Source organism: Paragemmobacter straminiformis (assembly GCF_014243445.1).
GTDB lineage: Bacteria > Pseudomonadota > Alphaproteobacteria > Rhodobacterales > Rhodobacteraceae > Paragemmobacter > Paragemmobacter straminiformis.
On record NZ_JACLQD010000005.1, the window covers coordinates 142900 to 163454 of the forward strand.

23 protein-coding genes are annotated in these 20555 nt (G+C 67.7%); 7 read left to right on the forward strand and 16 right to left on the reverse strand.

The window, feature by feature from the left end:
* Positions 1–35: 35 nt before the first annotated feature.
* The 11 genes from H7F16_RS16285 to H7F16_RS16335 form a co-directional block, all read right to left on the reverse strand.
* Positions 36–2996 (reverse strand): 2-oxoglutarate dehydrogenase E1 component, encoded by a 2961-nt coding sequence (locus H7F16_RS16285; RefSeq protein WP_185798689.1) that lies wholly within the window; start codon positions 2994–2996, stop codon positions 36–38.
* Positions 2997–3051: 55 nt separating this feature from the next.
* A complete protein-coding gene (locus tag H7F16_RS16290) occupies positions 3052–3204 on the reverse strand; it encodes a hypothetical protein (RefSeq protein WP_185798690.1) in 153 nt (50 codons plus the stop codon).
* A gap of 16 nt (positions 3205–3220) precedes the next feature.
* A complete protein-coding gene (gene sucD / locus H7F16_RS16295; RefSeq protein ID WP_185798691.1) occupies positions 3221–4105 on the reverse strand; it encodes a succinate--CoA ligase subunit alpha in 885 nt (294 codons plus the stop codon).
* A 14-nt stretch (positions 4106–4119) separates the two neighbouring features.
* Positions 4120–4449 (reverse strand): hypothetical protein, encoded by a 330-nt coding sequence (locus H7F16_RS16300; RefSeq protein ID WP_185798692.1) that lies wholly within the window; start codon positions 4447–4449, stop codon positions 4120–4122.
* A 3-nt stretch (positions 4450–4452) separates the two neighbouring features.
* Positions 4453–5646, reverse strand: a complete 1194-nt coding sequence (gene sucC, locus H7F16_RS16305) for an ADP-forming succinate--CoA ligase subunit beta (RefSeq protein ID WP_185798693.1) — start codon at positions 5644–5646, stop codon at positions 4453–4455.
* A gap of 205 nt (positions 5647–5851) precedes the next feature.
* A complete protein-coding gene (locus H7F16_RS16310) occupies positions 5852–6526 on the reverse strand; it encodes a class I SAM-dependent methyltransferase (protein WP_185798694.1) in 675 nt (224 codons plus the stop codon).
* Between the two features lie 70 nt (positions 6527–6596).
* Positions 6597–7586, reverse strand: a complete 990-nt coding sequence (locus H7F16_RS16315; protein ID WP_185798695.1) for an aldo/keto reductase — start codon at positions 7584–7586, stop codon at positions 6597–6599.
* Between the two features lie 105 nt (positions 7587–7691).
* Positions 7692–9410 (reverse strand): methionine--tRNA ligase, encoded by a 1719-nt coding sequence (gene metG / locus H7F16_RS16320; RefSeq protein WP_185798696.1) that lies wholly within the window; start codon positions 9408–9410, stop codon positions 7692–7694.
* 83 nt (positions 9411–9493) lie between these two features.
* Entirely contained in the window at positions 9494–10024 is a 531-nt protein-coding gene (locus H7F16_RS16325) for a cytochrome b (RefSeq protein ID WP_185798697.1), read from the reverse strand.
* A gap of 3 nt (positions 10025–10027) precedes the next feature.
* On the reverse strand, positions 10028–10597 hold the full coding sequence (locus H7F16_RS16330; RefSeq protein WP_185798698.1) for a YceI family protein: 570 nt from the start codon (positions 10595–10597) through the stop codon (positions 10028–10030).
* Positions 10598–10675: 78 nt separating this feature from the next.
* Positions 10676–11629, reverse strand: coding sequence for a fatty acid desaturase (locus H7F16_RS16335; protein ID WP_241741489.1), 954 nt, complete (start codon positions 11627–11629; stop codon positions 10676–10678).
* A 144-nt stretch (positions 11630–11773) separates the two neighbouring features.
* Between H7F16_RS16335 and H7F16_RS16340 the strand changes: the two genes are divergently transcribed.
* Entirely contained in the window at positions 11774–12616 is an 843-nt protein-coding gene (locus tag H7F16_RS16340; RefSeq protein ID WP_338402019.1) for a helix-turn-helix domain-containing protein, read from the forward strand.
* Between the two features lie 127 nt (positions 12617–12743).
* On the opposite strand, the gene H7F16_RS19910 is transcribed toward H7F16_RS16340, so the two are convergent.
* From H7F16_RS19910 to H7F16_RS16350, 3 genes are all read right to left on the reverse strand, one after another.
* On the reverse strand, positions 12744–13280 hold the full coding sequence (locus H7F16_RS19910) for a lipocalin family protein (protein ID WP_338402020.1): 537 nt from the start codon (positions 13278–13280) through the stop codon (positions 12744–12746).
* Between the two features lie 62 nt (positions 13281–13342).
* Positions 13343–13939 carry a hypothetical protein gene (locus tag H7F16_RS19915; protein WP_277818391.1) on the reverse strand — a complete coding sequence of 199 codons (597 nt, stop codon included), beginning with the start codon at positions 13937–13939 and terminating at the stop codon, positions 13343–13345.
* Between the two features lie 131 nt (positions 13940–14070).
* Positions 14071–15108 (reverse strand): aldo/keto reductase, encoded by a 1038-nt coding sequence (locus H7F16_RS16350; protein ID WP_185798701.1) that lies wholly within the window; start codon positions 15106–15108, stop codon positions 14071–14073.
* A 128-nt stretch (positions 15109–15236) separates the two neighbouring features.
* Between H7F16_RS16350 and H7F16_RS16355 the strand changes: the two genes are divergently transcribed.
* Complete coding sequence (locus H7F16_RS16355) at positions 15237–15863, forward strand: ImuA family protein (RefSeq protein WP_185798702.1); 627 nt, start codon at positions 15237–15239, stop codon at positions 15861–15863.
* A 91-nt stretch (positions 15864–15954) separates the two neighbouring features.
* Positions 15955–16845, forward strand: coding sequence for an EamA family transporter (locus tag H7F16_RS16360; protein WP_185798703.1), 891 nt, complete (start codon positions 15955–15957; stop codon positions 16843–16845).
* 44 nt (positions 16846–16889) lie between these two features.
* On the opposite strand, the gene H7F16_RS16365 is transcribed toward H7F16_RS16360, so the two are convergent.
* Together H7F16_RS16365 and H7F16_RS16370 are read right to left on the reverse strand one after the other, a co-directional pair.
* Positions 16890–17555 carry an NUDIX hydrolase gene (locus H7F16_RS16365; RefSeq protein WP_185798704.1) on the reverse strand — a complete coding sequence of 222 codons (666 nt, stop codon included), beginning with the start codon at positions 17553–17555 and terminating at the stop codon, positions 16890–16892.
* Positions 17516–17929 carry a DUF983 domain-containing protein gene (locus H7F16_RS16370; RefSeq protein WP_185798705.1) on the reverse strand — a complete coding sequence of 138 codons (414 nt, stop codon included), beginning with the start codon at positions 17927–17929 and terminating at the stop codon, positions 17516–17518. Before H7F16_RS16370 ends, H7F16_RS16365 begins: the two co-directional genes overlap by 40 nt.
* Before the next feature lie 317 nt (positions 17930–18246).
* Here H7F16_RS16370 and H7F16_RS16375 point away from each other — a divergent pair, with 317 nt between their 5' ends.
* From H7F16_RS16375 to H7F16_RS16390, 4 genes are all read left to right on the forward strand, one after another.
* Positions 18247–18849 carry an EF-hand domain-containing protein gene (locus tag H7F16_RS16375; RefSeq protein WP_241741491.1) on the forward strand — a complete coding sequence of 201 codons (603 nt, stop codon included), beginning with the start codon at positions 18247–18249 and terminating at the stop codon, positions 18847–18849.
* Positions 18850–18937: 88 nt separating this feature from the next.
* Entirely contained in the window at positions 18938–19534 is a 597-nt protein-coding gene (locus H7F16_RS16380) for an RNA polymerase sigma factor (protein ID WP_185798706.1), read from the forward strand.
* Positions 19535–19536: 2 nt separating this feature from the next.
* Positions 19537–19890 carry a dihydroorotate dehydrogenase gene (locus H7F16_RS16385; protein ID WP_185798707.1) on the forward strand — a complete coding sequence of 118 codons (354 nt, stop codon included), beginning with the start codon at positions 19537–19539 and terminating at the stop codon, positions 19888–19890.
* 5 nt (positions 19891–19895) lie between these two features.
* Positions 19896–20519 carry a periplasmic heavy metal sensor gene (locus H7F16_RS16390; protein WP_241741492.1) on the forward strand — a complete coding sequence of 208 codons (624 nt, stop codon included), beginning with the start codon at positions 19896–19898 and terminating at the stop codon, positions 20517–20519.
* Positions 20520–20555: the final 36 nt, after the last annotated feature.

Genomic DNA, 20555 nt, shown 5'->3' on the forward strand with positions numbered 1-20555 from the left:
TTTGGGGGGGCGCGGGGAAAGGGTTCAGCCGCGTCTCAGCCGCCGAGGGCTTCGTTGACGAGGGCTTCCTGTTCGGCCTTATGCCGCGAGGCGAGGCCGGTTGCGGGCGAGGCGGATGCGGCGCGGCCTGCATATTGCGCGCGGCTGTGCTTTGCGCCGATGCGGGTCAGCACCCATTCGAGGTTGGGTTCGACAAAGCTCCAGCCGCCCTGGTTCTTGGGTTCTTCCTGACACCAGATGATCTCGGCGCCCTTGAAGCGTTCGAGTTCCTTGGTGAGCGCGAGCGCGGGGAAGGGGTAGAACTGTTCGAGGCGCAGCAGATAGGTGTCATCGGCCCCGCGCTTGTCGCGTTCGGCCAGCAGGTCGTAATAGACCTTGCCCGAGCAGATCACGACGCGCTTGATGTCGGCATCGGGCTTCAGCGCGAGTTGCGAGTTGCCCTTTTGCGCATCGTCCCACAGCACGCGGTGGAAGGTGGAGCCGGTGGTGAAATCGGCCGCTTCGCTGATGCACATCGGGTGGCGCAGCAGGGATTTCGGCGTCATCAGGACCAGCGGTTTGCGGAACGAGCGGTGGATCTGGCGGCGCAGGATGTGGAAGTAGTTGGCCGGCGTCGAGCAGTTGGCGACGATCCAGTTGTCTTCCGCCGAGTTTTGCAGGAAACGTTCGAGGCGGGCGGACGAGTGTTCCGGCCCCTGCCCTTCGAAGCCGTGGGGCAGAAGCATCACAAGGCCGGACATCCGCAGCCATTTGCGTTCGCCCGAGTTGATGAACTGGTCGAACATGATCTGCGCGCCGTTGGCGAAATCGCCGAACTGGGCTTCCCACATGGTCAGCGCGTTGGGTTCGGCCAGCGAGTAGCCGTATTCGAAGCCGAGGACGGCATATTCCGAGAGCATCGAATCGATGACCTCGTAGCGTGCCTGACCCGCGCGGATGTGGTTGAGCGGGTAGTGGCGTTCTTCGGTCTGCTGGTCGATGAAGGCCGAATGGCGCTGCGAGAAGGTGCCGCGCGTGCAGTCCTGCCCCGACAGGCGGACGGGGAAACCCTCGACCGCGAGGGAGCCGAAGGCGAGGGCTTCGGCGGTGGCCCAATCGAAGCCGCGGCCCGAGGCGAACATCTCTTTCTTGGCGTCGAGCTGGCGCGCGACGGTCTTGTGGATGTCGAAGCCTTCGGGGATGCGGGTCAGGGCCGCGCCCACCTCGGCAAGGGTTTCGGGTTTGATCGCGGTGTCGCCGGGGGTGTAGTCGGAGCCTTCGCGGTCGATGCCGGACCAGCGGCCATCAAGCCAGTCGGCCTTGTTCGGCTTGAAGTTCTTGCCCGCCTCGAATTCCTCGTTCAGCCGGGCCTGGAAGGCGGCTTTCATGTCCTCGATCTCGCCCTCGGGGATGAGACCGTCTTTCACGAGGCGTTCGGTGTAGAGTTGCAGCGTGGTCTTCTGCTTCTTGATGCGGGTGTACATCGCCGGGTTGGTGAACATCGGCTCGTCGCCTTCGTTGTGACCGAAGCGGCGGTAGCAGAAGATGTCGATGACGACATCCTTGTGGAACTTCTGGCGGTATTCGGTGGCGACCTTGGCCGCGTGGACCACGGCTTCGGGGTCGTCGCCGTTGACGTGGAAGATCGGTGCTTCGACCATCAGCGCGATGTCGGTGGGATAGGGCGAGGAGCGGCTGAAGGAGGGGGCGGTGGTGAAGCCGATCTGGTTGTTCACAACGATGTGGATCGTGCCGCCCGTGCGGTGGCCGCGCAGGCCGGAAAGGCCGAAGCATTCGGCGACGACGCCTTGCCCTGCAAAGGCCGCGTCGCCGTGCAGCAGGATCGGCAGGACCGAGGAGCGGTTGATCTGGTCGCCCAGCTGGTCCTGCTTGGCGCGGACCTTGCCGAGGACGACGGGGTTCACCGCTTCGAGGTGGCTGGGGTTGGCCGTCAGCGACAGGTGGACGGTGTTGCCGTCGAAGGCGCGGTCGGAGGAGGCGCCGAGGTGGTATTTCACGTCACCCGAGCCGTCGACATCCTCGGGCTTGTAGGAGCCGCCCTGGAATTCGTGGAAGATGGCGCGGTAGGGTTTCTGCATCACGTTGGCCAGCACCGAGAGGCGGCCACGGTGGGGCATGCCGATGACGACATCCTTCACGCCAAGCGCGCCGCCGCGCTTGATGATCTGTTCCATCGCGGGGATCAGGGCTTCGCCGCCGTCAAGGCCGAAGCGCTTGGTGCCCATGTATTTGACGTGGAGGAATTTCTCGAATCCCTCGGCCTCGACCAGCTTGTTCAGGATGGCTTTGCGGCCTTCGCGGGTGAAGGCGATTTCCTTGCCGTAGCCTTCGATCCGTTCTTTCAGCCAAGCGGCCTGTTCGGGATCGGAGATGTGCATGTATTGCAGCGCGAAGGTGCCGCAATAGGTGCGGCGCACGATCTCGATGATCTGGCGCATCGAGGCCACGTCGAGGCCGAGAACCTTGTCGATGAAGATCGGGCGGTCCATGTCGGCTTCGGTGAAGCCGTAGGAGACCGGGTCGAGTTCGGGGTGCATCTTCTCGTCGCGCATGCCGAGCGGGTCGAGGTTGGCCACGAGATGGCCGCGGATGCGGTAGGCGCGGATGATCATCAGCGCGCGGATCGAGTCGACCACGGCGCGTTGCACCTGGGCGTCCGACAGCGAGACGCCCTTTTCCTCGGCCTTGGCTGCGATTTTCTGGGCGGCGGCCTTGGCGTCCTTGACGGGGGCGAGCGGCCATTCGCCGGTCATGGCGGCGGTCAGGTCGTCGGTCGGGCTGGGCGGCCAGTCGGCGCGCGCCCATGACGGGCCCTGCGCCTGACGCTTGGCGTCGATCTCGCTGTCACCGAGGGCGCGGAAAAACTCGGCCCATTGGGCATCGACCGAGGCCGGGTCGGTGGCGTAGCGGGCCTGCAACTGGTCGATGTAATCGGCGTTGTGGCCTTGCAGGAAGCTTTGCGCGTGGAACTGGTCGTTCGGGCTGTGGTCGGTCATGTCGTCGTTCCCTCCCCTATGATGGGAAATGCGGCGGGGCGTCCCCCGCCGACTTTCAGTTCTGGGTGCCGAAGAGCGCGGTGGTCATGGCCGCGTTGGCTTCGGCGTGGTTCAAGGACGCGTAGGCGGTCAGACCAAGGACCGCCAGCAGGGCGAGGAAGGAGGCGATCACGGTCTTGGCGCGGGTGTCCATAGCTGCGTCCTCCATCCCCGTTTCCCTTTCTTTACCGGCCCAAGGCTTTCATCACGGCCTCGCCCAAGGTGGCGGGGCTGTCCGCGACGATGATGCCGGCGGCACGCATCGCCTCGATCTTGCTTTCGGCGTCACCCTTGCCGCCTGCAACGATCGCGCCAGCATGGCCCATGCGGCGGCCGGGGGGGGCGGTGCGTCCGGCGATGAAACCGGCGCAGGGCTTGGCGCGGCCGCGCTTTGCCTCGTCCCGCAGGAATTGCGCGGCTTCCTCTTCGGCCGATCCGCCGATTTCGCCGATCATGATGATCGACTGGGTTTCGGGGTCGGCAAGGAACATTTCCAAGACGTCGATATGTTCGGTGCCCTTGATCGGGTCGCCGCCGATGCCCACGGCCGAGGACTGGCCAAGGCCGAGGTCGGTGGTCTGCTTGACCGCCTCATAGGTCAGCGTGCCCGAGCGCGAGACGACACCGACCGAGCCGCGGCGGTGGATGTGGCCGGGCATGATGCCGATCTTGCAGGCGTCGGGCGTGATCACGCCGGGGCAGTTCGGCCCGATGAGGCGGGATTTCGACCCCTCAAGGGCGCGCTTGACCTTCATCATGTCAAGCACCGGGATGCCTTCGGTGATGCAGACGATCAGCTCCATCTCGGCGTCGATGGCTTCGAGGATGCTATCGGCGGCAAAGGGCGGGGGGACGTAGATCACGGTGGCATTCGCTTCGGTCACGGCTTTCGCTTCATGGACCGAATTGAATACCGGCAGGTTAAGGTGGCTGGAGCCGCCTTTGCCCGGCGTCACGCCGCCGACCATCTTGGTGCCATAGGCGATGGCCTGTTCCGAATGGAATGTGCCCTGCGAGCCGGTGAAGCCCTGACAGATGACGCGGGTGTTTTCGTTGACGAGTACGGCCATGCCGGTTGCTCCGATTACATGAATTTCTTGAAGAGAGACGCCACGAGACCGACGGCACCCATGGCACCCAAAACGCCTCCGATGATCTGGCCGACCCGTCCGAACGCGCCGTAAATCCGCCAGAAGAAAGGGGGCAGGTGGCTTTCAGCCTCAGCGTGCGTCATGTTTCTTTTATTGAAGAGAACGAACCACGGATTGTAGCGGGATAACTCAACGATTTTGGCCCTGTTGTTGAACGCGGTGCGGATGAGGGTCGCAATAGTCCAAAAGCCGAGCCCAAAAACCATTAAGACCAACGCGTCCAGCGGGCTGTCGAAAAGATTTATGGGCCGAGAGTTCGTCATTGATCAGCCCTTCACCGCTTTGACGATCTTCTGTGCGGCGTCCGACAGGTTGTCGGCGGCGATCACATTGAGGCCGGAGTTGCGGATGATGTCTTTGCCGAGTTCGACGTTGGTGCCTTCGAGGCGGACGACGAGCGGGACCTTGAGGCCCACTTCTTTCACCGCGGCGATGACGCCTTCGGCGATGATGTCGCAGCGCATGATGCCGCCGAAGATGTTGACGAGGATGCCTTTGACGTTGGGATCGGAGGTGATGATCTTGAACGCCTCGGTCACCTTTTCCTTGGTCGCGCCGCCGCCCACGTCGAGGAAGTTGGCGGGTTCGGCGCCGTAGAGTTTGATGATGTCCATCGTGGCCATCGCAAGCCCTGCGCCGTTGACCATGCAGCCGATCTCGCCGTCGAGGGCGATGTAGTTGAGGTCGAATTTGGAGGCGGCGAGTTCTTTGGGGTCTTCTTCCGTCTCGTCGCGCAGCGCCGCGATGTCGGCGTGGCGGTAGAGGGCGTTGCTATCAAAGCCCATCTTGGCGTCGAGGCATTTGAGGTTGCCGTCGGTCATGACGACGAGCGGGTTGATTTCCAGCATCTCCATGTCTTTTTCGACGAAGAGGCGGTAGAGGTTTTTGACCAGCGCCACGCATTGCTTGATCTGGTTGCCGGTCAGGCCCAGCTCGAACGCGACGCGGCGGCCGTGGAAATCGCTCAGGCCGGTGGCGGGATCGACCGAGAAGGAGAGGATTTTCTCGGGCGTGTCATGGGCGACGTCTTCGATGGACATGCCGCCTTCGGTCGAGACGACGAAGGAGACGCGGCTGGTCTGGCGGTCGATCAGCAGGGCGAGGTAAAGCTCGCGGGCGATGTCGGAGCCGTCTTCGATGTAGATGCGGTTGACCTGCTTGCCGGCGGGGCCGGTCTGGACGGTGACAAGGGTGCGGCCCAGCATCTGGCGGGCGAACTGGTCGGCCTCTTCCACCGAGCGGGCAAGGCGGACGCCGCCTTTTTCACCGGCTTCGGCTTCCTTGAAGTGGCCCTTGCCACGGCCACCGGCGTGGATCTGGGCCTTGACCACCCAGAGGGGGCCATCGAGTTCGCCGGCGCAGGTTTTCGCCTCTTCCGCCCGCAGGACCACGCGGCCGTCGGACACGGGAACCCCGTAGTGGCGCAAGAGCGCCTTGGCCTGATATTCGTGGATGTTCATGGCAACCGTTCCCGTCGCTGTGGTTTTGCAGGCGTATTGCCACGGAACGGGCGGCGGCAAAACGGTATTCTACGGTATACCGTGGTTTGGGGGCAAAAAAGCGGAGTTTGTGATCACACGCTGAAAAAGTGTGATCACAAGTTAACAAGACGTTACCGCAAACAGGTGATTCGGCGGATTCAGGCGCCTTGGCCGGAGGCCGTGGTCAGGCAGGGCGGGCGACGACGAGTGCCTGTCCGCGCGGCAGCCTGTCGGTGCGGAGGTCGGCCGCGAAGCCCGAGGCGCGGGCGAGGTGCAGCACATCTTCGGCCAGCATGTGCCACGGTGCGCGGGTGGCATGGGTGACGACGCCGTCGGGCTGTTTGCAGGGCAGGTGCAGGCGGGCGGCATCGGGGCAGAGAAAGACGGTGAAGAGCAGGGTTTCCAGCCGCGGGAAGCGTTGGCGCAGCGAGACGAGGGCGAGGCGCAGGTGGTTCATCGGCAGGTGGGTGAAAACGGCGAAGGCGATGGCATGGGTGATGCTGTCGGGGATGGCGGGGAAGGCGAAATCCGCATCCTCGACCAGATGGTCGGGCGAGAGGCGGGCAGGGTCGGAGAGTTCCTGCGCATGGCCCGCAAGCATGAGGGCGCGGCTGGCATCGGTGGCCCAGTAATGGCCCGCGTCGAGGTAGGGCACGGCCTTGCAGCCGAGGCGGAGCGCGCCCGCGCCGATGTCGAGCAGGTGGTGGCGGGGCGCGAGGCCCGCTTCGAGCAGGATCTGCATCTGGGCGCGGCCGGTTTCATCCCAGCGGCCGCCCACGATATCGCGGTGCCGCCCCTTGGACAGGGCGGAGGCGTAGAAATCGGGCGCGGTGTAGGGCGAGACGAGGCCGTTGGACATGGGCGAGCCTAGCGCGGATCGGCGGGCGGGGAAAGCGGCGCGCGCCCCGGGGCAGGCGCCGCAGACCCGATCACCAGCGGTGGTGGACGTGGGGCGCGACGAGGCGGGTGTAGATGTCGCGCGCCGCGGCCATCGTGGCGGCGGGCAGCGGGGCGAGGGCGTCGGCGGCGGCGTTGGATTGCGACTGTGCGGGCGTGCGGGCACCGGGGATGACGACGGTGATGGCATCCTCCATCAGGCACCATTTCAGCGCGAATTGCGCCATCGTGGCCCCTGCGGGGACAAGGGGGCGCAGCTCCTCGACCGCTTGCAGGGCGATGTCATAGGGGACGCCCGAGAAGGTTTCGCCCATGTCGAAAGCCTCGCCGTTGCGGTTGAAGGCGCGGTGGTCATCGGCGGCGAAGGTGGAGGCTGCGGTCATCTTGCCGGTGAGCATGCCTGAGGCGAGGGGGACGCGGGCGATGACGGCGACGTTGCGGGCGCGGGCTTCGCGGAAGAAGAGGGACGCGGGGCGCTGGCGGAAGATGTTCCAGATGATCTGGACCGAGGCGCAGCCGGGGTATTCGATGGCTTTCAGCGCCTCTTCGACCTTTTCGACCGAGACGCCCCATTGGGCGATTTTTCCCTTTTGTTTCAGAGACTCGAGCCCGTCGAAGAGGGCGGGGGTGTAATAGACCTCGGTCGGCGGGCAGTGGAGTTGCACGAGGTCGAGGCAGTCAACACCGAGGTTCGAGAGGCTGCGGTCGATGAAGGATTCGATCGCCTGCGCCGTGTAGCCCGGGGCGATGTGCGGGTTCAGGCGGCGGCCTGCCTTGGTGGCGACGAAGGGTTTGTCGGGCCGCGTTTTCAGCACATCGCGGATGATGCGTTCGGAGCGGCCGTCGCCGTAGACATCGGCGGTGTCGATGAAGGTCATGCCGGCGTCGAGGGCGGCTTCGAGCGTGGCTTTGGCGTCGGCTTCCGACACATCGCCCCAGCTGCCGCCGATGGCCCAGGCGCCGAAGCCGATGCGGGTGACGGTGCGGCCGGTCTTGCCGAAGGGGGTGGTGGACAGGGTCATGGGGCGCTCCGTTGTCAGGCGGGGGAGGGGGGCTGTCTGCCCCCCACGGCGCCCAAGGGCGCCTCCCCCCGAGAGTATTTCAGCAAAGGTGAAGGGAAAGGGCGGTCAGGTGCGGACGCCCGCGAATTTCTGCTGCCAGTCGGCCCGCTCTTCATCGGTGATCTTGCGGAAGAGGTTTTCGGGGACCGAGAAGGCGGCCCCTGCGGGAAGGGCGCGCATGGCTTCGGAAATGTCGGCGGGCCATGTCCAGTCGGTCGAGCCCATCGCGGTCATCATGGCGGCGGCCGCATCGGGGATGAAGGGCTGCGAGAGGATGGCGTAGACGCGGATGAGGTTGAGCGCGAGGCGGATTTGCGCCTGCGCCTGTTCGGGATCGGTTTTCACCACCGACCACGGGGCGGCGGATTGCAGGTATTCGTTGCCGATCACCCATATGGCGCGCAGTTCGGCGGCGGCCTTGCGGACCTCCATCTGCTCCATCAGGGTTTCATAGTCGCGGATGCGCGCGCCGAGGTCGGCGATGAGGGCGGTTTCCTGCGGGCCGAAGGTGCCGCCTGCGGGGATGGTGGTGCCGAATTTCGAGGTGGCGAATTTGGTCACGCGGGAGACGAGGTTGCCCAGCACATCGGCAAGGTCCTTGTTCACCGAAGACTGGAAATTCTCCCACGTGAATTCGGAATCCGAGGATTCGGGGGCGTGGGAGAGCAGCCACCAGCGCCAGTAATCGGCGGGCAGGATCGAGAGCGCCTGATCCATGAACACGCCGCGTCCCTGCGAGGTGGAGAACTGGCCGCCGTCATAGTTCAGGTAGTTGAAGGACTTAAGGTAGTCGACCATCTTCCACGGCTCGCCGCTGCCGAGGATGGTAGCGGGGAAGGAGAGGGTGTGGAAGGGGACGTTGTCCTTGCCCATGAACTGGTAATAGGTGACGTCGGACGCGCCCTTGTCGGTGCGCCACCAGCGTTCCCATGCGGCGTCGTCCAGCCCGTTGGCATCGGCCCATTCGGCGGTGCCTGCGATGTATTCGATGGGGGCATCGAACCAGACGTAGAAGACCTTGCCCTCCATCCCCGGCCAGGGCGCGTTGCCCTTTTTCACGGGGATGCCCCAGTAGAGGTCGCGGGTGATGCCGCGATCTTGCAGGCCTTCGCCGTCGTTGAGCCATTTCTTGGCGATGGAGGTGGTGAGGATGGGCCAATCGGTCTTGCTGTCGATCCATGCCTCGAGCTTGTCGCGCAGGCTGCGCTGGCGCAGGAAAAGGTGTTTCGTCTCGCGCACTTCGAGGTTGGTTGAGCCGGAGATCGACGAGCGCGGGTTGATGAGGTCGGTCGGGTCGAGCTGTTTGGTGCATTCCTCGCACTGGTCGCCACGGGCCGAGGTGTTGCCGCAGTTGGGGCAGGTGCCGGTGATGTAGCGGTCGGGCAGGAAGCGGTTGTCGTCGATGGAAAAGACCTGCTTTTCGAGGACTTCGTCGATCAGGCCGTTTTCGGCCAGCTTGCCCGCGAAATGCTGGGTGAGGCGATGGTTGCGGGCCGAGGAGGAGCGGCCGAAGTGGTCGAAGGACAGCCGGAAGCCTGCGGCGAGGTCTTTCTGGACATCGTGCATTTCGGCGCAATAGGCCTCGACCGGTTTGCCCGCCTTGGCGGCGGCAAGTTCGGCGGGGGTGCCGTGTTCGTCGGTGGCGCAGATGAACATGACCTCGTGCCCGCGGGCGCGCATGTAGCGGGCGAAGAGGTCGGCGGGCAGTTGGCTGCCCACGAGGTTGCCGAGGTGCTTGATCCCGTTGATGTAGGGGATGGCGGAAGTGATCAGAATCCGTGCCATAGCTGCGCCTTTCGTCCGGTCCGGCGGGGTGTTTAATACGGGGCGGCGGGAAGGGCCAGAGGATAGGGCGCTTGCGCGGGATTTTAGCCGCGGATCATGCGGGTGAGGGTGCCGTCGCCGTCCATCTCGCGTTTCAGCGCCGCGCCGATGTGCAGGGCGAGCAGGCCCATGAAGAGCTTGGTCGCGATGTCGTGAAAGGCGAAGGCCGCGCTTTCCCATGCCTCGGAGACGGGGGCGATGGCGGGCAGGGTGATCCGGTCGAAAAGGACGGTGTCGATGCCCGTGGCGCTGGAGGCCACCCAGCCCGAAAGGGGAATGGCGAACATCAGGGCATAGATCGTCCAATGCACGAGGCGGGCGGCCAGCGCCTGCCAGCCGCCGCCGAGCGGGGCGGGGGGCGGGGAGTAGACATGCCAGACCAGCCGGATGGCCATGAGGGCGAAGACCGTCATGCCGAGGGATTTGTGCAGCCCGTAGAGCCAGAGGTTCGCAAGCCCCGGCTCGAGCCCCGAAAGGCGCAGGCCGAGGGGAAGCTGCACGAGGATCAGCGCGGCGATGGACCAGTGCAGCGCGCGGGTGACGAGGCCGAAGCGGGCGGGACCGTTGGCGAGCATCGGTCAGTCGGCCCTTGCGATGCGGGCGGTGATGGTGAGGCGGACTTCGTCGCCGACCATGTCGCTCCAGCCGGTCGCGCCGTAGTCGGAGCGGTTGAGCTTGCCCGTGAGCTGCACGGTGAGGTGCGACAGGTCGCCCGCTTCGCTGCCTTTCTGGCGGAAGATGGTGGCCGCGAGGGTGACGGGGCGGGTGACGCCGCGGATCGTCAGATCGCCCGCGACCGAGGCGCCGTCGCCCGCGCGGGTGACGGCCGAGGAGCGGAAGGTCATTTCGGGGAAGGTGCCGGCGTCGAGCACCTTTGGCCCTTTCATCGCCTGTGCCGCGAAGGGAAAGGAGGCGTCGGCATGGGCCACGTCGAGCGCCACGTCGATCACGGAATTGGTGGCCTGATCGAAATCGAGGATCAGGCGGGCGGATTTCACCGGCATGGCGCCCGTGATGCGGTCGGGGCCGAAGTCGGTTTCGAAGCCGACGGTGGACTGGTCGGTTTGCAGGTCATAGGCCACGGGGGCGGCCTGCGCGGCGAGGGGCAGCAGGGCGGCGGCGAAGAGCAGGCAGGCGGTGAGGCGCATTCCCGGCATCCCTTTCGATGGGCCTTTCGATGGGTTGCGGAGAATGTAGCACGGCCGCGCGGTTTGTCGCGTTCGCGTTCAGGTGATCGGCGCGGCGGGGTCGGTGCGGGGGTCGGTGCGGGGGTCGGTCGCCAGCACGGGGGCGGGCATCAGCGGGTGCGGGACGGGGTCTTTGGCGCGCAGCAGGTAGCGGGCGAAGACTTCGGCGTAGGAGCGGTAGACGTAGCCGTCGTTGCGGCGCAGGTAGTGGTCGCGGTTGGCGGCATAGGTGGCGGGCAGGCGATACCACGGGATTTGCGGGTGCATGTGGTGGACCACGTGCAGGTTGTTGTTGAGAAAGAGCAGCGCGAGCGGGCCACGGTCTTCGACGATGACCGTGCGGGCGCGGGCGGCCTTATGCGCGCGGTGTTCGAGGAAAGTGCGGATCTTCAGCAGCGCGTGGCCGGCATAGGCCGCAAGAAGATAGGCCCACCACGGCATCGGGGCGAGCGTCAGCCAGAGGGCGACGAGGGCGAGGCCGCCGGCATGGAGCGCCCAGTCGCGGCGCGTGCCGGGGGCGTCGTGCCACAGGAGCAGGGCTTCGGATTTCAGCCAGAGCAGGGTGCCGAGGATCGGGCCGAGGGTGATGCGGCCCAGAAGCGTGTTGTTCAGGCGCATGGCCGCCTTGGCCGGGGCGGGAAGGGTGGCCCAGACCACGGGGTCGCAATAGTTCGATTCGGGGTCGTCGTAGGGGTCGGTCAGGATCGGGTCGTGGTGGTGGGCGAGGTGGGTGTCGCGGAAGCGGCCGTAGGGGACGGTGAGGCTGAGGGCGGGGAAGGCCAGCGTCTCGTTCAGGGGGCGCGAGCGGAAGGGGTGGCCGTGCAGGATTTCGTGCTGGAGCGAGGAGAATTGCGCGATGGCGAGGCCGGTTAGCAGGATCGCGGCGAGGGGCGAGAGCGGGTAGAGCGCGGTCGTGCCGATGCCCCATGCGGTGTAGGTGGCGGCCAGAAGGAGCAGCGTGGGCCACTCCACGCCTTGTGTCGTCTTGTCCAATTCGGTCCCCGATGCCTGCCGTTTTCGGCTTGTGGGGCAAGCATAGCGATTGTGCGCCGGGCTTTGAATTCGGTAGATGCGCAACATAATGTCACATATGGTGATATTTGTCACCAACGGGGCGGGGATGGAGCGGGGGCAAGGGTGGACAAGCGCGACAGGGCGGTGATCTTTCGGGCGCGGCTGGCCGAGGCGATGGCCGAGCGGGGGATGAACCGGTCGGACCTTGCGCGGGCGGTGGGGGTGGACCGCTCGACCGTGTCGCATCTGCTGGCCGGGGGGACGCGGCTGCCCAATGCGGGGCTGGCGGCGGATGCGGCGGCGGCTTTGGGCATTTCGGCGGATTGGCTGCTGGGGCTGGCCACGCGGCCCGAGCCGATCGCGGACCTGCTGGCGACATCGCTTGCGGTGACGGAAGCGCCGCGGGCGCTGATCGACGAGACGATCTTCGGCTGGCACCGCGAGGCGGCGGGCTACAAGATCAGGCATGTGCCGGCGACGCTGCCCGACATGCTGAAAACCCGCAGCATGGTGGAATGGGAATACCGGCCGCAACTGGGCCGCACGGCAGAGCAGGCGCTGGGGGCGTTCGAGGACCGTCTGGCATGGATGCGGGGGGCGCGGTCGGATTACGAGATTGCGCTGCCGCTGCATGAGCTTGAGGCTTTCGCGGGCGGGACGGGGTATTATGCGGGACTGCCCGCAGAGGTGCGGGCCGAGCAGATGGAGCGGCTGATCGCGCTGGCGGGGCAGCTTTATCCGTCGCTGCGGCTCTATCTGTTCGACGCGCGGCGGGTGTTTTCGGCACCCGTGACGATCTTTGGCCCGTTGCTCGCCGTGGTCTATCTGGGGCGGCACTATCTGGCGTTCCGCGATTCGGGGCGGGTGGCGAGCATCAGCCAGCATTTCGACTGGCTGGTGAAGGAGGCGGCCTTTTCGGCGCGGGAGGTGCCGGAGTATCTGCGCGGGTTGCAGGCGCGGGTCTGACGGGGGGGGTGACGGGGGGGCGGGTGCCTGACGGGGTGCCCCCTGCCCGGCGGCGGCGGGGGGACTTTGCGTCCCCCCGCACCCCCCTGCAGGATATTTGCGGCAAGAGGAACGGGGGGGGCGGGGGCTACCAGCTTTGCAGGCGGGTGGTGTCGTAGCCGTTGAAGGCGAGCACCTGTCTGGCGGCGGTGAGACGGTCGGGCGGCAGCGGGCCGTCGCGGTTGAGGATGAAGCCGAAGCTGCCGTCGGGGGTGCCGATGACCACGGTGCGCAGATCGGTGTCGGCCCAGAGCACCCACCATTGCCGGTCCAGCGGCGCGGGGGCCTTGCCCGTGGGGGTGAGGCGTCCGGGGCCGGTGGTGGCGAGGTCGGTCGCGAGGTCGCGGGAGTCGCCGTCGAGGCAGAGGCGGGCGCGCAGGGTGATGCCGGTGGCCGTGGGCTCGATCATCGCGCCGCCGGAGCGGCAGCCCTTGCCGGGGGTATTGGTGAAGGCGGAGGTCTGGCTCCAGCGCCCTGCGAGGGCGGCGGCGGAGAGGCTGGCGTTGGAGTAGATGGGCGTTGCGGTGTCGCGGAAGGCCTGACGCCGGTCTGTCTTGTTGCCGCAGGCGGCGAGGACGAGGAGGGGGGCAAGGGCGAGGAACAGCGCGGCGAGGGGTCTTTTCACGGGGAGGCTTTCACTGGGGGTCTTTCGATGGGGCCTTCGATCGGGGGCCTTCGGGAAGGAGGTCAGTCGATGCAGAGCGTCGCCTCGGTTCCGTCGTCTTGCAGGATCGGGTTGCAGCCGAAAAGGGGTTTGACGGGGGCGCAGGTGCGCGAGCGCGAGAGGCAGAGGCCTTCGCAATCCGAGGCGCGGTCGCAGGATTTGCCGGAATCGCGGGTCGGATGGATGCAGCTGTGCAGTTTGGCGAGGCCCGTGGCGGACCACGTGCCGCCCTTGGCTTCGCATTTCGCCTGTTCGGGCGAGACGGGTTCAGGGGTGGGGGTGGGTTCGGGCTTTGGTTCGGGTTCGGATGCGGGGGCGGGGGCTTGTGCGGGGCGGTCCTGTGCGGGGGGGGCCGTGGTGGCGGTATCGGGGCGCGGTTTCGGGGCGGTGGCGGGTTTCGCGCCCGATGCCGGTGCCGCAGTTGCCGGGGCGGAGGGCGTCGGGGCCGCAGTTGTCGGGGCCGCAGCCGTCGGGGCGGGGGCGTCGAGGGGGGTGACCTCGACCGTGCCGGGGCCGAGGATGGCGGGCGGGCTGGCGGGCGCGTTGGCGGATTTGCCCGGCAGCGAGAGGGTGCAGGCGGTCAGGCTGGCGAAGAGGAGGGGAAGGAGAAGCCTGCGCATCGGTCATGCCTGTTGGGGGTCGGAGCAGTAGGACCTGATCCGGCCCGATTGTGCAAGCGGAGCGCGCGCGGCGGGCGGACGCGGACGGGCGGGGGCGGACGGGCGGGCGGGGGCGGGGGCCTGCCGCGCCGTCAGTAGGGTTGCGGATGGGCGCGCCATGCGGCGGCGATATCGGCCAGAACCTCGGGCGCGAGGGTGAGGGAGGCCGCGCCGATGTTGGTTTCAAGCTGGGCGAGCGTGGTTGCGCCGATGATCGGGATGTTCGGATAGGGGCGGGTGCGGCAGAAGGCGATGGCCATACGGGCGGGGTCGAGCCCGTGTTTGGCGGCGATGGAAAGGTAGGTTTCCACCGCGGCATGGGCGGCGGGGGTGACGCGGCCCGAGAGGTCGGCGTTGAGGCTGCGGCGCGAGCCGGCGGGGGTGGCATCATTGCGGTATTTGCCGGTGAGAAGGCCCGTGGCGAGGGGCGAGAAGGCGAGCAGGGGCAGGTTCTCCATCGCCGAAAGCTCGGCCCAGTCGCTGTCGAACTGGCGGCAGAGGAGGGAGTATTCGTTCTGCACCGTCGCCATGCGCGGCAGGTCGTGGAGGGCGGCGAGATGCAGCCAGCGGGCGGTGCCCCAGACGGATTCGTTCGACAGGCCGATGGAGCGGATTTTCCCCGCGCGGATCAGCCCGGCGGCAGCGGAGAGGATGTCGAGCATGTTTTCGGTCACGGCGCCCGCGTCGCGGCCCGAGGGGTCGAAGCCCCAGATCTGGCGGAAGTGGTAGCTGCCGCGATTGGGCCAGTGAAGCTGGTAGAGGTCGATGTAATCGGTCTGGAGGCGCTTGAGCGAGCCGTCCACCGCTTCGCGCAGGGAGGCGCCGGTGATCGGCTGGTCGGGGCGGACGAAGGGGCTTTTGCCGGTGATCTTGGTGGCCAGAACGACGCGGTCGCGGCGGCCCTTTGCGAACCATGTGCCGATGATCTCTTCGGTCTTGCCGACGGTTTCGGCGCGGACGGGATTGACCGGATACATCTCGGCTGTGTCCCAGAAGGTGACGCCGTGGTCGAGCGCCATGTCCATCTGGGCGTGGCCCTCGGCCTCGGTGTTCTGGCTGCCCCATGTCATGGTGCCGAGGCAGAGTTCCGAGACGGTGAGGCCGGTCTGGCCGAGGGGGATCTGTTTCATGGATGGCTTTCCGGTGGTTCGGCTGCGCGGCGCGGTGTTGCGCCTTTGCGCGGGAGCCTAGCGGGCAACGGCGCGGGGGCAAGGGGGAAGGCTTGAGAACATATCATGAACATGGCAGGATCGCGGACATGTCGCTGCCGATTCAGGATCAGTTCGGGCCGAGGCCGAAACGGGCCAGCCAGCCGCTTGCGGGCGGGTTGGAGCTGTTGCGCGGGCGGGTGCATGAAGGCTGCGGCCCGGCGCGGGTGGTGATGGCGGCGCTGCTGATGGGGCGGTCGGCGGGGCCGGTGCTGTGGATCCTGCCGGCGTGGCAGGGGGAGCGGCTGTTTCCCGACGGGCTGGCCGCATTCGCCGATCCGGGGCGGCTGGTCATGGTGCAGGCGCGGCGGGTCGAGGACATGCTTTGGGCGATGGAAGAGGGGTTGCGGTCGGGCGTGACCCCGCTGGTCGTGGCCGATTTGCCCGAAGTGCCGGGGCTGACGCCGGTGCGGCGGTTGAACCTTGCCGCCGAAAGCGGGGCCGAGGCGGCGGCGGCGTGGCGCGGGCCTGCGCCCCTTGGGCTGCTGCTGACGCCGGGCGCGGGCGGGGCGGCGGGGGCCGAAAGCCGCTGGCGGATGGAGTTCGCCCCTGCCGGATCGGCGCTGCTCGAGGCGGCGCAATGCTGGCGGCTTGAACGGCAAAGGGCGCGCGGCGCGCCGCCCGCCGCCTTTCGCCTGCGGCTGGAGGCGGGCGAGGTGCGGGTGGAGGCGGGCTAGGCGAAGAATTTTCGGGGAAAATTCTTCGGGCGGGGGGGGCGGGCGGGAAAAATTCTGGTCATTCCCGCGGCGGCGGGCCAGAACCCCGCGCATGGAACATCTGTGGATCATCCTGACCATCGCGGCGGCGGCGTTGCAGACGCTGCGTCTGATGCAGCAAAAGCGGCTGAAGGGCCTGGGCCTTTCGACGGCGGGGGCCTCCTTTGCGCGGTTTCTTTACGGCGCGCCGCTTGCCGTGGCCCTGCTGGCGGTGCTGCTGGTCCGGGGCTATCCGGCCGTGCCGGTGTCGCTGTCTTTCGCGCCCTATGTGATGGCGGGGGCGGTGGGGCAGATCTTTGGCACGCTGTGCAGTGTCGCGCTGTTTTCGGAACGCAGTTTCGCGGTGGGAACGGCCTTTACCAAATCGGAGACGATCCAGGCGGCGGGGTTTTCGGCGCTGATTCTGGCCGAGCCGGTGTCGGTGCTTGGTCTGGCCGCGATCTCGCTGGGAACGGTGGGGGTGCTGTTGCTGTCCTTCCGTCCGGGGGGCTGGGGCGGGCTGTGGAATCGCGGGGCGGCGCTGGGGCTGGCGGGAGGTGCGTTCTTCGCGATCTCGGCGATCGGCTATCGCGGGGCGACGCTGGCGGTCGGCTCGCCGGACGCCTTTTACCGCGCGACGCTGGCGCTGGCGGCGGTGACGACGTTCCAGACGGTGACGATGGGGCTGTGGCTGGCGTGGCGCGACCGTGCCGAGTTGGGGCGCGTGCTGGCGGGCTGGCGGGCGACGGCGCCCGTCGGGGCCAACAGCATGGCCGGATCGCTGCTGTGGTTCACCGCTTTCGCGCTGATGAATGCGGCCTATGTGCGGGCGCTGGGGCAGGTGGAGCTGATCTTTTCGGTCGCGGCTTCGGTCCTGTTCTTCCGCGAGACGGTCAGCCTGCGCGAATTGTGCGGGATCGGGCTTCTGGCGCTGGCCGTGGTGGGCGTGGTTTCGGTCGCCTGACGGGCGGGGCGCTGAGGCGCGCGGCGGGGCGGGGCGGGCGGGCGCTAGAGGCGGCGGAAGGTCGGCACGGGGCCGGAATTGTCGAAGAAGGGGATGCCGTGGTCGGGGGCGCCCGCAAGGCTGGCCGCCACTTCGGCAAGGACGACTTCGGTGATGAAGGGCAGGTCGAGGGCGCGGGCCTCGGACAGGCCGATCCAGTGCAGGTGGCCCAGTTCGTCCGAGGCATCGGTGAAATCATCAAGATCGCCCGCGATGCGGCTGGTGTCGATGAGGAAGAACCGCGCGTCGAAGCGGCGCGACCGTCCGGGGGGGGTGATGGCGCGGAAGATGAAGCGCAGGGGTGGTGTCGCGGCGGGGGCGGCCTGCTCGGGCGGGGCTGCGAGGTGAAGGCCCGTCTCCTCGACCAGTTCGCGCAGGGCGGCGGTGGCGAGGGTGTCGGGGTCTGGCGCATCGGCGGGCGTGCGGGCTTGCAGGCGGTCGGCGCAGAGCGGCGCGAGAAGCCCCTTGCGCGGGGCGATGCGGTCGGAGGCGTCGACGCCGCCGCCCGGAAAGACGTATTTCGACGGCATGAACACGGCCGCCGAGCCGCGCTGGCCCATCAGCACGCGCGCGCCGCCCGCGTCCTGCCGCAGCAGGACGACGGTTGCGGCATCCCTGATCCTGTCCTCGGTCAGGCCCGTGCTCCGAACCCGTGCATCCGTTTCGCCCATTGCAGCCCCACCAAAGCGCCCTTCAATCGGGGCAGAAGGTAGAGCGAGAGCGCGACGGTGCCTATCGAAAACACCGTTGTCAGCACAAGCGGGTCGGGGCGGTAATGCACGAAGACCCAGAGGATCGCGGGGGCCATGAGGTGACCGACGATCAGGATGGTCAGATAGGCGGGGCCGTCGTCGGCGCGCTGGTGGTGCAGGGCCTCGCCGCAGACGGGGCAGCTTTCGCGGACCTTGAGATAGCCGCGCAGCATCGGGCCGGAACCGCAGGACGGGCAGCGCAGACGCCAGCCGCGCAGGAGCGCGGGCTTCAGCGGGCGCTCTTCGCCCGTGTCGGCGTGTGATTCTGTGTGGTGGGCATGTGCTTGGGGCATCTGCCAGTCGTCCTTTGGGTGGTGAGTGGGTCGGTCCGGCAAGGGATAGGCCGCGGACCGCGATCTTGCCAGAGGCGAAAGGTAAGCATTCCGGCGCGGGATGCGTAGGGGACAGATCGCCACAGCAAACAGGCCCGGTCGACGGGCGCGCCTTTGCGGGGAGGGGGGCGGAAGCGGGGGCGCGAATGCGGGGGGGCGCGCAATCGGGGGGGCGGCAGAAAAGAATTTCTCCGGCAGGCGACGGAATGCGGGGCGGCGGGCGTTTGAGGGTCATGGAAGGCGCGGAAGCATGCCGCCGCCTTGGATGGAGAGAGATGATGAACAGAACGAACAAGACGATCCTTGCCGCCGTGCTGCTGACTGCCGCCGCGGGTGCCGCCTTGGCACGGGGACCCGGCGACATGATGGGCGACATGATGGGCGGGGGCGAGGGCATGGGCCCGATGGCCCAGTTCGATTTCGCCGCCATCGATGCCGACAAGGATGGCAAGATCACGCAGGCCGAAATGACGGCGTGGCGCGCCTCGCAGGTCATCGGGGTGGATGCGGACAAGGATGGCAAGCTGTCGGCCGACGAGCTGAAGGCCATGCATATGGCGCGCATGGAAGAGCGTGCCGCAAACATGGCGACGCAGATGATCGAGCGGCTCGACGTCGACGGTGACGGGTTGCTGGGCGTGGAAGAGATGGCCGCGCGTCCCGGCCCTGCGATGATGTTCGACCGGATCGACGCCGATGGCGACGGGGCGGTGACGCAGGAGGAAGTCGATGCCGCGCGTGCCGCGATGGCCGAGATGCGGGGGCAGGGCATGGGCGAGGGCCGTGGCATGGGCGAAGGCATGGGCCGTGGCATGGGTGCCGGGCATGGCATGGGCGAGGGGCATGGCCGGATGCGCGGCTGGTTCTTCGGCAACGAGTGACGTGACGGTCCCGCGCCCTGTCCGGTCTGGACGGGGCGCGGGCGGTTTTCTTTGATTGGTCCCGCAGGACCGGCTATTCCGCATCAGGATGGACATGCCCCGCGACAGTTTGGACGAGGTGACGGACGAGGCCTTGCTGGCCGCCTATGCTCGGGGCGAGGCTGCGGCGGCGCGGGCGCTGAGCTTGCGTCTGGTGCCGCGCGTGCTGGGCTATGCGGCGCGCCTGTTGGGCGACCGCGCCGAGGCCGAGGATGTGGCGCAGGACGCGATGCTGCGGCTGTGGCGTGCGGCTCCGGGCTGGCGGGCGGGCGAGGCGCAGGTGACGACGTGGCTTTATCGCGTGGTGACCAACCTTTGCACCGACCGTTTGCGGGGCCGCGTGCGGCGGCGGACCGATACGCTGGAGGATGCGCCCGAGGTGGCCGATGCCGCCAAGGGTGTCGAGGCGGGGCTGATCGAGGCCGACCGCATGGCGGCGCTGGATGCGGCGCTGGCCGAACTGCCCGAGCGGCAGCGGCAGGCGCTGGTGTTGCGGCATCTGGAGGGGTTGTCGAACCCCGAGATCGCCGTGGTGATGGACATAGGGGTAGAGGCGGTCGAAAGTTTGACCGCCCGCGCCAAACGCGCCCTTGCGGCCCTGCTTGCGGGGCGGCGGGACGATCTTGGATATGGGGACGAGGTGTGAAGATGGCACAGGATGATCTGGACGATCTGTTCGCCGCGGCGCGGTCGCGGCCCTTGGTGCCTTCGGAGGCGCTGATGGCGCGGGTGCTGGCGGATGCGATGGCCGAGCAGCCGAAAGCGGCGGCGGTGCGCGCGGCTGTGGCCCCTGCGCGGCGCGGGGGATGGTTTGCGGGCTTTGCCGAGGTCTTTGGCGGCTTTGGCGCGCTGGCGGGTGTGGGAGGTGCTGCGGTGGCGGGGCTGGTTCTGGGCTTTGTGCAGCCGGCGACGGTGACGGATTTCGCGGACAGTCTGCTGGGGGCCGAGGTGACGAGCGTCACGCTGATCCCCAGCGCCGACGCGCTGATGGTCGAGGAGTGACGGGAATGGGCGAGAACGCGGAAAACGGCCAGACGCCGGAGGCCGGACCCGGCCCGACGCCGGCTTGGGCGGCGGGCATGGCGGCAGCTCCGGAAGGGGGCAAGCAGTCGGACGGGGGCGAGCAGTCGGGCGGGGGCAAGCCTTCGGGCCGGGGCGTGCGGATCGCGCTGGCGGTTTCGGTGGCGCTGAACCTGCTGATCGTCGGGCTGGTCGCGGGGGCGGTGCTGCGCGACGGCGGGCCGCGCGGGCGGATGATGGGAGAGCTGGATTTCGGACCCTTTACCGAGGCGCTGACGCGCGAGGACCGCGACGCGTTGCGGCAGGCCTTTGTCGAGCGGATGCCCGACATGCGCGACATGCGGCGGCAGATGCGGACCGATTTTGCAGCACTTCTGGCGGCGCTGCGGGCCGAGCCTTTTGATCCGGCGGCGCTGCGCGAGGTGATGGCGAACCAGTCGTCGCGGATGCAGGAGCGGTTGCAGATCGGCCAGTCGTTGATGCTGGAGCGCCTCGAGGCGATGTCGCCCGAGGCGCGGGCGGCCTTTGCCGACCGGCTGGAAGAGCGGTTGCGCCACGGGCCGCGCGGCGGGATGGGTGACGCGATGGGCGGCGGCGCGCCGAAGGGCTGAGGCCGCGCGGCGCGGGCCGGGGCGGCTTGCGCCGAG

Excerpts from the sequence above, each read along its gene's own strand:
- H7F16_RS16370 (WP_185798705.1), bottom strand. The coding sequence starts at position 17,929 with ATGCCCCAAGCACATGCCCACCACACAGAATCACACGCCGACACGGGC.
- H7F16_RS16300 (WP_185798692.1), bottom strand. The coding sequence starts at position 4,449 with ATGACGAACTCTCGGCCCATAAATCTTTTCGACAGCCCGCTGGACGCG.
- H7F16_RS19915 (WP_277818391.1), bottom strand. The coding sequence starts at position 13,939 with ATGCGCAGGCTTCTCCTTCCCCTCCTCTTCGCCAGCCTGACCGCCTGC.
- H7F16_RS16330 (WP_185798698.1), bottom strand. The coding sequence starts at position 10,597 with ATGCGCCTCACCGCCTGCCTGCTCTTCGCCGCCGCCCTGCTGCCCCTC.
- H7F16_RS16390 (WP_241741492.1), top strand. The coding sequence starts at position 19,896 with ATGGGCGAGAACGCGGAAAACGGCCAGACGCCGGAGGCCGGACCCGGC.
- H7F16_RS16380 (WP_185798706.1), top strand. The coding sequence starts at position 18,938 with ATGGACATGCCCCGCGACAGTTTGGACGAGGTGACGGACGAGGCCTTG.
- H7F16_RS16350 (WP_185798701.1), bottom strand. The coding sequence starts at position 15,108 with ATGAAACAGATCCCCCTCGGCCAGACCGGCCTCACCGTCTCGGAACTC.
- H7F16_RS16285 (WP_185798689.1), bottom strand. The coding sequence starts at position 2,996 with ATGACCGACCACAGCCCGAACGACCAGTTCCACGCGCAAAGCTTCCTG.
- H7F16_RS16315 (WP_185798695.1), bottom strand. The coding sequence starts at position 7,586 with ATGACCCTGTCCACCACCCCCTTCGGCAAGACCGGCCGCACCGTCACC.
- metG (WP_185798696.1), bottom strand. The coding sequence starts at position 9,410 with ATGGCACGGATTCTGATCACTTCCGCCATCCCCTACATCAACGGGATC.
- H7F16_RS16360 (WP_185798703.1), top strand. The coding sequence starts at position 15,955 with ATGGAACATCTGTGGATCATCCTGACCATCGCGGCGGCGGCGTTGCAG.
- sucC (WP_185798693.1), bottom strand. The coding sequence starts at position 5,646 with ATGAACATCCACGAATATCAGGCCAAGGCGCTCTTGCGCCACTACGGG.
- sucD (WP_185798691.1), bottom strand. The coding sequence starts at position 4,105 with ATGGCCGTACTCGTCAACGAAAACACCCGCGTCATCTGTCAGGGCTTC.
- H7F16_RS16375 (WP_241741491.1), top strand. The coding sequence starts at position 18,247 with ATGAACAGAACGAACAAGACGATCCTTGCCGCCGTGCTGCTGACTGCC.
- H7F16_RS16310 (WP_185798694.1), bottom strand. The coding sequence starts at position 6,526 with ATGTCCAACGGCCTCGTCTCGCCCTACACCGCGCCCGATTTCTACGCC.
- H7F16_RS16365 (WP_185798704.1), bottom strand. The coding sequence starts at position 17,555 with ATGGGCGAAACGGATGCACGGGTTCGGAGCACGGGCCTGACCGAGGAC.
- H7F16_RS16385 (WP_185798707.1), top strand. The coding sequence starts at position 19,537 with ATGGCACAGGATGATCTGGACGATCTGTTCGCCGCGGCGCGGTCGCGG.
- H7F16_RS16325 (WP_185798697.1), bottom strand. The coding sequence starts at position 10,024 with ATGCTCGCCAACGGTCCCGCCCGCTTCGGCCTCGTCACCCGCGCGCTG.
- H7F16_RS16355 (WP_185798702.1), top strand. The coding sequence starts at position 15,237 with ATGTCGCTGCCGATTCAGGATCAGTTCGGGCCGAGGCCGAAACGGGCC.
- H7F16_RS16290 (WP_185798690.1), bottom strand. The coding sequence starts at position 3,204 with ATGGAGGACGCAGCTATGGACACCCGCGCCAAGACCGTGATCGCCTCC.